Annotated in this window: 10 protein-coding genes; 1 reads left to right on the top strand and 9 read right to left on the bottom strand. The window is 39.8% G+C overall.

Annotated features, from left to right (window positions below; translation table 11 throughout):
* From IGI49_RS16675 to tgt, 4 genes are all read right to left on the bottom strand, one after another.
* A complete protein-coding gene (locus IGI49_RS16675) occupies positions 1–495 on the bottom strand; it encodes a hypothetical protein (protein WP_429962592.1) in 495 nt (164 codons plus the stop codon).
* Between the two features lie 224 nt (positions 496–719).
* Positions 720–3,323, bottom strand: coding sequence for a bifunctional acetaldehyde-CoA/alcohol dehydrogenase (gene adhE, locus IGI49_RS16670; protein ID WP_429962591.1), 2,604 nt, complete (start codon positions 3,321–3,323; stop codon positions 720–722).
* 302 nt (positions 3,324–3,625) lie between these two features.
* A complete protein-coding gene (gene yajC / locus IGI49_RS16665; RefSeq protein WP_242704515.1) occupies positions 3,626–3,970 on the bottom strand; it encodes a preprotein translocase subunit YajC in 345 nt (114 codons plus the stop codon).
* 80 nt (positions 3,971–4,050) lie between these two features.
* Positions 4,051–5,196, bottom strand: a complete 1,146-nt coding sequence (tgt, locus tag IGI49_RS16660) for a tRNA guanosine(34) transglycosylase Tgt (protein WP_207703765.1) — start codon at positions 5,194–5,196, stop codon at positions 4,051–4,053.
* 496 nt (positions 5,197–5,692) lie between these two features.
* On the opposite strand from tgt, the gene adhE (IGI49_RS16655) reads away from it, so the two are divergent.
* Positions 5,693–8,296 (top strand): bifunctional acetaldehyde-CoA/alcohol dehydrogenase, encoded by a 2,604-nt coding sequence (gene adhE / locus IGI49_RS16655; protein ID WP_429962590.1) that lies wholly within the window; start codon positions 5,693–5,695, stop codon positions 8,294–8,296.
* A 583-nt stretch (positions 8,297–8,879) separates the two neighbouring features.
* Here the strand turns inward: adhE (IGI49_RS16655) and IGI49_RS16650 are convergent.
* The 5 genes from IGI49_RS16650 to IGI49_RS16630 all read right to left on the bottom strand — a co-directional run bounded on the left by IGI49_RS16650 (position 8,880) and on the right by IGI49_RS16630 (position 13,731).
* The gene (locus IGI49_RS16650) at positions 8,880–9,146 is read right to left on the bottom strand and encodes a type II toxin-antitoxin system RelB/DinJ family antitoxin (protein WP_429962589.1); all 267 of its coding nucleotides are present in this window, start codon (positions 9,144–9,146) and stop codon (positions 8,880–8,882) included.
* 230 nt (positions 9,147–9,376) lie between these two features.
* Positions 9,377–9,979, bottom strand: coding sequence for a YczE/YyaS/YitT family protein (locus IGI49_RS16645; RefSeq protein ID WP_429962588.1), 603 nt, complete (start codon positions 9,977–9,979; stop codon positions 9,377–9,379).
* Between the two features lies 1 nt (position 9,980).
* Positions 9,981–11,879, bottom strand: coding sequence for a BglG family transcription antiterminator (locus IGI49_RS16640; protein WP_429962587.1), 1,899 nt, complete (start codon positions 11,877–11,879; stop codon positions 9,981–9,983).
* A 54-nt stretch (positions 11,880–11,933) separates the two neighbouring features.
* Positions 11,934–13,376, bottom strand: coding sequence for a glycoside hydrolase family 1 protein (locus tag IGI49_RS16635; RefSeq protein ID WP_429962586.1), 1,443 nt, complete (start codon positions 13,374–13,376; stop codon positions 11,934–11,936).
* A gap of 13 nt (positions 13,377–13,389) precedes the next feature.
* Entirely contained in the window at positions 13,390–13,731 is a 342-nt protein-coding gene (locus IGI49_RS16630; RefSeq protein WP_429962585.1) for a PTS lactose/cellobiose transporter subunit IIA, read from the bottom strand.
* Between the last annotated feature and the right edge of the window lie 24 nt (positions 13,732–13,755).

Here is a 13,755-nt window from a genome sequence, read left to right as displayed (position 1 = left end):
CTACTTTTTACCCAGCAATCGCTGCCAAAAGCTTTTCTTTGTTCCTACTCGAATGTTACCCGCAGCTGTTTCGTTGGTGCTAATCATTGTTTGAAAAACCAAATTATCCTGCAAAAGGAATTGGTTTAAAATATGCAGCTGATCCAGCTGATCCATGATATGAGCAATTTGCTCTGCATTTAAATCGAACAAGTTTAGTTTTTCGCCTTGAGCCTTCAACAAACGCTGAAAATCTCTTTGAATCAATTTAATAAGTTCATATTCCCGCGTCAGCAGACTGTTGATTTTCCTTGGCTCTTGTTGCAGCCTATCCTCTGCTGGTACTAGGTTAGTAATTATCTCTAATGCCTCCACATAATCTCTTAAATCCAAAATAAAGATTTGGGCTGCCTTTTTATTCATTAAATAGGTTTGACTGGTTAAAAACTCGCCTAAAGAAACCAATTCTGCGTTTGTTTGGCTGAGTTCACTTATCTCCCGCGTTAGCTTTTCCACTGGCGTTTTTCCCTCTTTTCTTCCCTTAATACCAGTCTAACTTGTTTTATAAAATAGGACAATCGAAGAGTTCAAATTTTAAAAAAATAAAGAAACAAATTAGAACTCCCTTCGATTTCATCGCTTATTTATTAGGCTTCTAAGCTATACTAATTTCTCATTGTATCTCTGTTCAAAAGTAAAAAAAGAACCCCCCACGCGGGAGGCTCTTAATTATAGTCTAACTAAGCTTTGTAATCGTAAGCTGTAACGATAATTTGTTTCAGCTCGCTGATTAAAGGCTCTTTAGGGTTAGCAGTTGTACATTGGTCTTCGTAAGCTAATTCAGCCATACGATCCACTGTAGTATCTAGAACTTCTTGAGTCACGCCTTGTGCTTTCAAGTTCATGTCGATTCCTACAGTTGTACCTAAGTTGTAGACTGCTTCGATCAATGCATCAACCAATTCAGCAGTTGTGTTACCCTTAAGACCTAAGAATTTAGCGATATCAGCATAGTCTGTATCCGCACGGAAGTAGTCATATTTAGGGAACATTGCATGTTTTTGTGGATCCTTCGCATTGTAACGGATGATATGAGGCAATAGAATTGCGTTCGTACGTCCGTGAGGAATGCCATATTCTCCACCAATCTTATGAGCGATTGAGTGACAAATTCCTAAGAAAGCATTGGCGAATGCCATACCAGCCATAGCTGATGCGTTATGCATTTTTTCCCGAGCTTCTGGATCAGCAGTTTTCACTGAATTTTCAAGGTTTTCAAAGACAATCTTGATTGCTTGCAAGCTCAATCCACGTGTGTAGTCAGATGCCATTACAGATACATAAGACTCGATTGCGTGCGTTAATACGTCCATACCAGTATCAGCAGTTACTGAAGGTGGCACAGTCATAACAAATTGAGGGTCAACAATCGCTACATCTGGTGTCAATGCATAGTCAGCTAATGGGTATTTCACGTGAGTATCGCTATCTGTGATAACGGCAAACGGAGTAACCTCAGAACCAGTACCAGAAGTAGTTGGAATACATACAAATTGTGTTTTCTTAGGATCAGCAATCTTGTAAGTACGTTTGCGGATATCCAAGAATTTTTGTTTCGCGCCGAAGAATGAAGTGTCTGGGTGTTCAAAGAACATCCACATACCTTTCGCCGCATCCATCGCAGATCCACCACCTAATGCAATGACCGTATCTGGTTGGAACTCGTTGAACATTTCTAGACCTTTATAAACTGTGTTAGTTGAAGGGTTAGGCTCAACATCTGAGAATACTTCAACCTTCACATCATTTTTACGACGGCCTAATACTTCACGAACGATGTCAGCATAACCAAATTGAACCATACCTGGGTCACAAACCAACATAACGCGTTCAACATCTTGCATCTTAGTTAGATACAATAATGAGTTCTTTTCAAAGAAGATTTTTGGTGGTAATTTAAACCATTGCATATTATTTCTCCGTTTCGCTATAGTTTTAACATTGATTAAGTTAATAGCAGATACGTTCTTAGATACAGAGTTCTTACCGTATGAACCACAACCAAGAGTCAATGATGGAATCATTTCGTTGTAGATATCACCGATACCACCTTCAGCAGATGGTGTGTTAACCAAGATACGGCAAGCTTTCATACGCAATCCAAATTTCACTTGCAAATCTTCATCTTCTGTATGAATAACTGCAGTATGTCCTAGTCCGCCTAATTCAAGCATACCTTGACACATGTCTAATGCTTCGGCTTGGCTATTTGCTTTAACCATTGCTAATACTGGAGAAAGTTTTTCACGAGATAATGGATATTCTGCACCAACGCCATCGATTTCTGCAATCAGCATCTTAGTGCCCTCAGGAACTTTGATACCCGCGCGTTGAGCGATATCGATAGCTGAATGTCCAACAATTGCTGGGTTAACAGCATACTTGCCTTCGTTCATTACAGCATCTTCTAATTTTTTCAATTCATTTTTCTTAACAACGTATGCTTGGTGAGCTTCGAATTCTCTCTTCACTTCGTCGTAAATTTCTTTATCAACGATGATTCCTTGCTCAGAAGCACAAATCATGCCGTTATCAAAAGTTTTTGATACAAACAAGTCATTCACTGCACGTTTGATTTTTGCAGTTTTTTCGATATATGCAGGAGCATTACCAGCACCTACACCTAGAGCAGGTTTACCAGTAGAGTAAGCAGATTTAACCATGCCTGGTCCACCAGTTGCTAATACGATCGCTACGCCTGGATGATTCATCAAACCTTGAGTTGCCTCAATTGATGGTGTTTCAATCCATTGGATACAGTTTTCAGGAGCTCCAGCAGCAATTGCAGCGTCACGAACGATACGTGCAGCTTCCACTGAACATTTTTGTGCAGATGGATGGAATGAGAATACGATTGGGTTTGCTGTTTTTAAAGCAATCATTGCTTTAAAAATAGTTGTTGAAGTTGGGTTGGTTGTTGGTACAACTCCACAGATAACGCCAACAGGTCCAGCGACTTCGATCAAACCTCTTTGTTTGTCTTCGCCAATAATACCAACGGTTTTATCATGTTTAATGCTGTTCCAAATATACTCAGAAGCGTACATGTTTTTGATCGCTTTATCTTCGACAATTCCACGGCCAGTTTCTTCAACTGCCATTTTTGCCAACATCATGTGTTTATCTAGTGCTGCCATTGCCATTTCATGAACGATATGGTCAACTTTTTCTTGATCGAAATCAGCCATTACATCTAATGCTACATTGGCCTTCGTTGCCATCTCATCAATCATTTGCTCAACATTGATCGTGTCTTTTATTTCTTTCTCAACCGCTTTTGCCATGTGAGTCCTCCTAATAACATAAATTATTTGTTAATTTTTTCACATTCCAATCATACAACACAGGCATAGATTTGTAAATAGTTTTTTGTGATTTTTTTCACACCTTTATATTCTTTAACAAATGTGCCTGCTATCGCACCTTTTGTAGCAATTTCTAAAATTTTAGAAATCATGCTCCAGTTAAAATGACGAGTATTATTTAATTCGAAGTTTCACAAAAATGGCTAATCATTAGCTAAAAAGAACCAAAAAAAGGCTGAAAGTAAACATTAAGCTTACTTCAGCCTTCTTTAACAAAAGAACTATTCTTCTTTATCAGTTGGTTCTGGTGTTACTTCAGGTTCAATAACTGCTTCAGTTGTTTCAACTGGTGCTGGATTTATTGGAGCTGCTGACTTCACAGTACGGATCGATGCACGATCAAACACTAAGAAGATGCCTTCGCAGTCTAAAGTAACTGTTTTTTCAGTGCTGTTCATTTCAGAAATGACTCCGTGCAAGCCGCCGATAGTTACGACACTGTCGCCTGGCTTCATTGCATCTAATAAATTCTGACGTTCTTGCTGTTGTTTCTTTTGGTTGCGATTCATCATAAAGAACATACCAATCATCACAACTAGTAAAATTATCATTGGAAAGCTTCCCATGTTTATTCCCCTCACATTCTAATAGTCACTAAATACTGTAACAAAGATAACAAACTTAAACTAGTGGTTTGCACTATTTTTTAGAAACTTTTTGCGTTTTCCTTGTTAAAACCATAGGCTTCAAAAAACGCTTGACGGAATTCTAACAGATTATCATCCATAATAGCCTGACGAACTTGCTTCATTAAGTTAATCAAGAAATACAGGTTATGATAAGAAGTTAAACGAATACCAAATGTTTCATCACAATGAATCAAATGACGAATATAAGCACGGCTGTAATTGCGGCAAGTGTAGCAATCGCAGTTTTCATCCAACGGACGGAAATCGCGGGCAAACTTAGCATTCTTCACTACTAATCGGCCTTGAGAAGTCATGGTGGTTCCATTACGAGCAATCCGTGTTGGCAATACGCAGTCAAACATATCTACCCCGCGAATTACACCATCGATCAAGGAATCTGCTGCACCAACACCCATCAGATATCGTGGTTTGTTCTCCGGAATCAACGGTGTGGTAAACTCCAACACCCGATTCATTTCAGCTTTTGGTTCACCGACTGATAAACCACCGATAGAATAACCTGGGAAATCCATGCTGACTAAATCTTTAGCACTTTGACGACGCAGGTCTTCAAAGCCGGCTCCTTGAATAATTCCGAACAAGCCTTGAGTATCTGGATTAGCATGAGCCTTCAGCCCCCGTTCAGCCCAACGCGAAGTACGTTCAACTGATTTCTTCACATAGTCATAGCTTTCGTCAAATGGTGGACACTCATCAAAGCTCATCATAATATCTGAACCCAGTTTGTTTTGGATATCAATCGCCTTCTCAGGGGATAAGAACATTTTTGATCCATTTAAATGATTCTTGAAATGGACACCCTCTTCAACGATATTACGCATATCTGCCAAAGAAAAAACCTGAAAGCCGCCTGAATCCGTTAAGATCGGCTGATCCCAGTTCATGAACTTGTGCAATCCACCAGCCTCAGCTACTAAATCTTCACCCGGGCGCAACCATAAATGGTAGGTATTACTTAAAATAATTCCAGCACCCATCTCTTTGAGTTCTTCTGGCGCCATTGTTTTAACGGTCGCTAATGTACCTACTGGCATAAACATTGGTGTTGGAAAGGTACCGTGAGGAGTGATGATTTCACCCAGCCGTGCACCCGTATGTTTTTCTTTTTTTATTAAACGATAAGAAATCGCAGGTTGTGTCATTTATCTTCCTACTTTCCTTGCTATGTATGAACGAACAACTTGTATCATCATACTGGTTTTGACGACCTTTTGCAACTTTATAAAGGCTGTTTAAGCTCTTGTTGAGATTTTAAAAAAAAGGATTTTTTGTCCTCGAATAATTGTAGATAAAATGAGTCCTTTTTTCATATTCATATCGGCATTTATCATTAAAATCTAATTTGCCCACTTGTTACTATTTTCATAAACTCTTTGGGAAATGAAAAAAAATTTGATAGTTTAAATCTAAAGCTATTATATTAATTTCACAAGCTTAATCAAAAACAGACAGTTAGTAATTGCAGCTGCGCTTTTTCAAATTACAGATAAAAAAATAACTAAAATACAATGAGTGAAAGATTGTTATTTCATGATATCTAAAAGATTGTGAAAATAAAATTATATAAAGAAACCGTTTACAACGGCCACCCATTAGCCTATGATTAATGAGAATAAAATATTAATTAGGAGGAAACAAATGGTTAAATCAGCGGAAAAAGAGCAAAAAGAAACAATCAATGTGGAGCAAATGATTGACGACTTAGCTGCTAAAGGGAATGCTGCTTTAAAGGCTATGAAAAGTTTTACACAAGAGCAGGTCGATCACGTTGTTCACGAAATGGCTATGGCTGCTTTAGATAAACACATGCTGCTAGCTAAAATGGCAGTTGAAGAAACAGGTCGCGGTATCGTTGAAGATAAAGCGATCAAAAACATGTACGCTTCAGAATACATCTGGAACAACATCAAGAATGATAAAACCGTTGGCGTTATCCATGAAGACAAACAACGTCATTTGATCCAAATTGCAGAGCCTGTCGGCGTTATCTGTGGGGTTACTCCTACAACCAATCCAACCTCTACAACTGTATTCAAATCATTAATTGCTATCAAAACTCGAAATCCGATTATTTTTGCTTTCCATCCAAGTGCTCAAAAATGTTCAGCTGAAGCTGCACGTATAGTTCGTGACGCAGCAGTAGCAGCGGGCGCTCCTGAAAACTGTGTTCAATGGATTGAAACGCCATCCTTAGACGCAACACAAGGCTTAATGAATCATCCAGGCGTAGCCATCGTCTTAGCAACAGGCGGCAGTGCAATGGTTAAATCTGCATACTCAACTGGCAAACCTGCTTTAGGTGTGGGCCCTGGTAACGTACCTGCCTACATTGAAAAAACGGCGTTAATTAAGCGTGCAGTCAATGACCTGTTCCTTTCAAAAACTTTTGACAGCGGGATGATTTGCGCTTCTGAGCAAGCAGTCATCGTTGACAAAGAAATTTATGATGAAGTGAAGAGAGAATTCGAAGCACATCAAGCGTATATCGTTAAGAAATCCGAATTGAAAAAATTAGAAGCAGCTGTAATGAACGAAGGCAAATATGCCGTTAACCCTGCAGTTGTTGGTCTTTCTGCGATTACAATTGCTGAAAGAGCGGGCATTAAAGTTCCAGAGGGGACGAAGATGTTAATCGCTGAACTAGATGGCGTTGGCGCGGATTATCCATTATCTCGTGAAAAACTTTCTCCGGTTTTAGCAATGGTTAAGTCCAATAACGCTGAACACGGCTTCGATCTTTGTGAAGCAATGCTAGATTTAGGTGGTTTAGGCCATACGGCGGTTATCCATACAGAAGATGAAGACTTGCAATTAGAATTCGGTATGCGTATGAAGGCTTGCCGTATCTTAGTAAATACACCATCTTCAGAAGGTGGTATCGGTGATATTTACAACGAATTGATTCCATCATTAACCCTTGGCTGTGGATCTTACGGTAAAAACTCAGTTTCTCATAACGTATCAGCACCTGATTTATTAAACGTCAAAACAGTAGCGAAACGGAGAAAAAATATGCAATGGTTTAGATTACCACCGAAAGTTTTCTTTGAAAAGAACTCTCTATTGTATTTAACAAAAATGGAGAAGGTCTCTCGCATTATGATCGTTTGTGACCCAGGTATGGTTCAATTCGGTTATGCAGATATTGTAACTGAAGTGTTGAATCGTCGTGACAATGATGTGAAGGTTGAAGTGTTCTCAGACGTTGAACCAAATCCTTCTACTAATACGGTATACAAAGGATTGGAACGAATCGTTGACTTCCAGCCAGATACGATTATCGGTCTGGGCGGCGGCTCGGCTATGGATGCAGCGAAGGGCATGTGGATGTTCTATGAGCACCCAGATACTTCCTTCTTCGGCGCAAAACAAAAATTCTTGGATATCCGTAAACGGACTTACGGAATTAAGAAGCCTGAGAAGTCTCAGCTGGTTTGTATTCCAACAACTTCTGGTACTGGTGCCGAAGTAACACCTTTTGCTGTTATCACAGATAGTGAAACACATGTAAAATATCCATTAGCAGATTACGCATTAACACCAGACGTGGCAATCATTGATCCACAGTTTGTTGTAACTGTTCCAGCATCAATTACAGCCGATACTGGTATGGACGTATTAACACACGCAATTGAGTCTTATGTATCAGTTATGGCATCTGACTATACACGCGGATTAAGCTTACAAGCAATTAAGATCGTCTTTGAATATCTTGAAAAATCAGTCAAAACAGCCGATCCAGAAGCTCGGGAAAAAATGCATAATGCTTCTGCAATGGCGGGTATGGCATTCGCTAACGCTTTCTTAGGAATTTGTCACTCTGTCGCTCATAAGATCGGTGGAGAATATGGTATCCCTCACGGACGTACCAACGCAATTCTGTTGCCGCATATTATTCGCTACAATGCGAAGGACCCGCAAAAGCATGCGATGTTCCCTAAATATGACTTCTTCCGGGCGGATACAGACTATGCTGATATTGCTAGATTCTTAGGCTTGAGAGGAAATACAACTGCCGAATTGGTTGAAGCGCTAATCTCAGCAATCTACAACTTAGGTGTAACCGTAGGTATTGAAATGAATCTGAAAGCCCAAGGAGTTACACAAGAAGTCTTGGATGCTACTGCAGATCGCATGGCTGAACTGGCTTACGAAGACCAATGTACAACCGCCAATCCAAAAGAACCTCTGATCAGCGAGTTGAAAGAAATCATCGTGACCTGCTTCGACTATAAACAATAAGAATCTGAATAGCCGAACTGCCTTCTAGTTTTGAAGGTGGTTCGGCTTTTTAAATTGGTGAACTAAGTGAATTTGCAGCTATATCGTAAGAACCCCCAGAAAATTTGAGTTTTTACGATATACCGAGTAAAACCCTAAAATGTTAGTTAGCATGAGTTCATTAAGCTGATCTACATAATAGTCTGGCTAATTCAGGAACAAGAAAAATCCTGCGTCACCACTTTCTCAAAAGACAGATCGCATGTTTTTTCTTCTATATTTAAATCTTGTTCAATTTGCTTATAAATTCGTTTAGATTGCTTATATCGTTATAGGTTAACTTGCCCACGTGTTTGAATATTATATCGTTATCAAGCTTCGACACACCTCGTAACGTTCCAACATCAATCCAAGACTCTTTTGATAACCCTGCCTCTTTCCAATTTTTTTCGGGTAATAAAGCCTTTTCATTCTTTCCGATTTTTCACTATACTTGCTAGTTATGCTGAAAAATTCTAGACTCTCTTTTTTGTCCTTAATTACTACTACAGGTCTTCTTTTCCCGCCTGATTTCCCTACGAATGCAAGGTATACGGTGATTATTTCATTCCTCTTCATTTAGCCACGCTTCTAACTTTTCCTGAGTATCTAACATTTCCACTGGCATGTTCTTGGTCAATTCTCTCAATCTTATTCCCGCTTTTGCTTCATCGCTCAATTTTATTTCCATCGGGAATTCTCCTCTTGCTACCACTTGCTTATACAATATTGTGATGGCCGTAGTTGGGTTCATTCCTAATTCGCTTAAAATGTATTCAGCTTCTTCCTTTAGTTCTTTATCGATACCTACTTGAATTCTTCCCTTTTCCATATATATCACTCCAAATATAGTAAATTGAACTCTCTTTTACTATTATTATACTACTTTTGTAGTACTTCTCCAAAGAGATGTCAGTAAAAAACTACTCGCACACTCATGACTAACAAACTGTCATTTAAGGAAAATGGCGGAATGTTCCTGAAAAACCTAAACGAACTCACTGAGAAAAAAGCTGATTAACTCCAAATAGAAACTACTAGCAACACAAACAGACGAACCATTCAAGACAGTTCGTCTGCTTTTATTCTCAAACTAACCTTCATACCTAGATTTAGAAACAACTGAATCGTAGGTCCTAGCAAAAAGATCGCAAACAACGTGCCCCAGCCAACAAAGCTTCCTAGCAGCAAACCAACTAAGACAATTAAAAAATCCAATAAAACTCTTCCTCGCTGCAACGAAACCTTTAGCAAACTGCAGACACAAAACATCATGCCCTCTAAAGGTCCTGAGCCTAAATCAGCGGCTAAATACAAAGCCGTACCAGCAGCCATGATCAGAAAACCGAAGAAGGAAACAATCAGCTGACCGTGCAGCCATTCGACACGCTCTATAAGCGGCTGTACCCAACGAATTGTCTCCCCTACTAACAAAGTATTAATCACACTGCCAATTCCCAGCATTTTCTGATTATATAAAAAGCTGACTCCTAAAAATACTAGGCTAATAATCTGGCTCCAACGGCCAAAGGGAATACTCGTATGCTGCATCAACCCACTGATCAACGTACTTACCGAATCCATTCCCTGACCAGCAGTAACAATTACCTGTATACCTATCCCCATCAGGATCGTACCCATACAAACCTGAACAATACGTCCCATTTTATTCATCCGCTTCAACCATCATTTTCAATTTCAAAATAAATTCATCATAGTCCTCACTCATACTCAACTGCTTAGTGTTCACCGGTTCCGAAACGATCTCAATAAACTTCTCAAAGAAATCATTGAAGGTGTTGGCTTCTTCCTTGTTAATCGCAATAAAGGCCACCAGCTTCACTGGATAATTTGCCCAGATCAACGGCTCCTGCAAGGTCATAATAGCCACACCGCTTTTCTTGGCTTCCAGCTCGATTGAGTGAGGAACGGCGATTCCAGAAGGAAAGCTGGTAGGTGACATCCGTTCGCGCTTTTCCACTTGTTGAAGAAAATAGCCGCCCACGAAACCGGCATCTACCATACGCTGATTCAGTTGAAGCCGAATCTCTTCAGGATTTAATTCAGAAGGATCAATTTGATTAAAATATAATTCCGGTAAAATATATGCGTCAATTGCTTGATACATTCGTTTCTTTTCTCTTTGTGATTTGAATGCCTCTATTCGATTCTCAATCTTTTTAATATCCTTCACGGTTAAAAAAGGATGGATAAAAACCGAACCAGCATAAGCTGAAGCCACCTTGCGATCTGTCGTCAGCAGCAAGTCATAAGTCTGTAAAGTATCAGGCTGCCGCTTGCTAAGTAACACTACATTGCTATCACTAAATTTTTTTTGAATTTGTTTGCGTAACTTCTGGCCAATGTCGTGATAATCATTAACAATCAGATGAATAACAATTTGATTTTGATGACGTTTCTTGGTTTCCAAAAAAGCCCCAATGTGCAGCGCAATAAAAGAAATTTCATCCTCATTAAACCAAATATCCAATCGTTCCTGAATCAGTGAAGAGATATACACTGCCAAATCGTAGGTCAAGGGATACGCCGTTTTAATATCCAGCAAGCTGCTGTTTCGTGTGAAGGTTTCGTAGTGGGAGCGATAATACAAGCTTTGAATATGAATTGCCAGCTTAGTAAAAAATTCCTCTTCATGCAGCTCCACTAGATACGTCTGCTCCACTTCAGCTAAAACTTCTTGTAGGACATTGATAATTCTTTGATCGACAAAAGCAGAAAGCTGCTGATTATGTTCTTTAGTTAACGTCTCATTTTGCATACCAATAAACAAAAGCGACAGCTGCTCCAATTCTATTTTTGAGAAATGGATATCGTATTGCTGCGCCAGAGAATCCCCAATTTCTTCGGCCAATAAGAATTCCGGCTTTTCTTGTAATTGCGGAATACTCGGTCCAATATTCAGGCTGTGTCCCTGACGAATTCGTTCAATACTAATCGCATAGTGCAAAACGATATTGTTCAGTGAGTATTGATTGATTTGAATCTCATGGGCTGAAAGTGTCTTTTTAATGGTCTCCTGCAGTTCATCTAAAGAAATGTAGCCAATCATCTGCTGAATACTATGCTTTAGTTTTTCTTGCAGATCACTTTCGTTATACAGCAAAGAAATCAAATAACGGCGTTTGGCCCGCTCTGGTCCGGTCAGCTTAACAAAATCTTGTTCAAAAACAATTTGAATCGCATCATTGGTAATCTCTTTTTTTAACTGCTGAATATCATTCTTCAACGTGGATTCTGAAACAAACAGTTTCTCGGCCAGATCAAAGACATCCACACCGTCAGAAGAATGCTTCAAAAGTTCAAGAAAGATACGAGATTTCCGATCCTCTACGCCTTCCTCAGCAATCGCTATAGCGGGGTTTAGCTGATAACCTAAATGACTGGTTAAAATAAGTTCTGGTGTTTGCTGATTAATTTTGGCGACACGGTTGCGAATGGTTCGGGTCGTACATTGGCAAAAAACGGCTAGTTCCTTGGAGGTAACCCATTGTGTCTGCTTTTTCTCTAAAAATCCAACTAATTCCTTTTCTTTTTCCGTCAGCATTCTCTCACCCCTATTCAAAGAAAAGTTGGCCAATGTGACCAACTTTTCGATTTGTTATAGCTCTTCACCGTTCGTAGCGATTACCTGCTTGTACCAGTCAAAGCTGTCTTTTTTGATTCGTTTACCGCTGCCCTTGCCTTCATTATCTAAGTCCACATAGATAAAGCCGTAGCGTTTTTCCATTTGTGCTGAAGAGCAGCTGATAATATCAATCGGTCCCCATGCACAGTAGGCAATTACATCAACTCCATCGTACATTGCTCGTTTCATCTGGGCAATGTGCTCTGACAAATAAGAAATCCGGTAATCATCATGCACCTTGCCATCCTCCAACTTGTCATACATCCCAAAACCATTTTCGGCTATGATAATCGATTTGTGGTAGCGATCCCAGTATTGTGACAAGGAATTGTACAGCCCCTGCGGATCAACAGCCCAGCCCCACGGATTAGCTTTCAGGTTGGGATTCGGTGTTAATGACAATAGATTCATATCATTCTTCGTGGAATCCACCATTTGGGAATAATAATAAGAAAGAGCCAGATAGTCCATTGGATGATCCTTCAAGATTTGTTTGTCTTCCTCTGTAATCTCCAAGTGAACATCATTTTCTGCAAAGTAGTTCAGAGCATATTGCGGATATTCACCCTGAAACTGAACATCTGTGTAAAAGTACTGCATTCGATTACGACGCAGTGCCAGATTCACATCACTAGGATCGCAAGAGTAAGGATAGGCGGTGCAATCTGCCATCATTGTGCCGATCATCATCTCTGGATTGATACGTTCCGCATATTCCTTCAACAGGGCACAAGCGATAAACTGATGGTGCACAGCCTGATAACTAGCCTCCAAATAATTATCTACCGTATCATAAGGGATCGCCGTTGAGTTAAAAGGCTCAAACTGAATTAGATTAACTTGGTTAATGACGATCCAATATTTTACCTTGTCTTTGTAGCGATTCAGCACAACTTTACCGTATTTTACAAATAAATCAACTACTTTACGATTGTTCCAGCCGCCATAGTTTAAGGTGATGCCAACCGGTGTTTCATAATGAAGGATGGTAATAATCGGTTCCATGCCTAAGCTGATAATTTTATCGATCAACCGATCATAATAAGCTAAGCCGGCTTCATTCGGTTCCTCTTCATCGCCCGTTGGAAAAATCCGTGTCCAGTCAATCGAGGTACGGAAGTTTTTAAAGCCCATTTCACTTAGCAGCTCCAAATCCTCTTCATAAGTATGATAGAAGTCGATCCCATGGCGTTTTGGATAATAGCCTTCCTTATCCGCCATATTTGCCTTCACATCAGCCAATGACATTCCTTTGTGTTGTTCTTCCGCTATCTCAGCATTGGTTTTGTCTGGATAATACTTGTGCAAATCCGCTAAGCTGACGCCTTTTCCTTCAACTTTATAAGCACCTTCCGCTTGGTTAGCGGCAATCGCACCGCCCCATAGGAAATTTTTCGGCATTTGATAATCTTTCAAAAAGAACTCCTCCTTATTTTTGGCTAAAAGCTTCAAACAGCTTCACTAAATGTTCACCAATTAAAATCTCGCTTTGCGCGGTCATCAAGGTATCCTGCGCATGGCAAAACAATGTCGAATAGCGTATCTGCTCTCCTGAAGCCTCCAGCTGCAGCGTATCTGTCTGAAGTCCGTGAGCTACGACTACTTCCTTTCGAGCTGCGGCGACTTCTGTTTTGGCCTTTTCAAAATCCATTGTTTCTAAGCTTTCCAATGCCTGAACTAAATGATCTCGGGCATTGCCAGCATGTACCAGAATATTCATGGATAACTGGTTCAGCTGATCATTTTCTTCCATATAAGTTGTCTCTTCCATCTGCAATCTCCTGCTTTCGTTGCT

Origin of the sequence: Enterococcus sp. AZ071, assembly GCF_050499065.1 — a bacterium.
Classification (GTDB): Bacteria; Bacillota; Bacilli; order Lactobacillales; family Enterococcaceae; genus Enterococcus_A; species Enterococcus_A ferrettii.
Note: the sequence above shows the minus strand (reverse complement) of the source record. Positions and strands in the feature narration are given on the sequence as shown.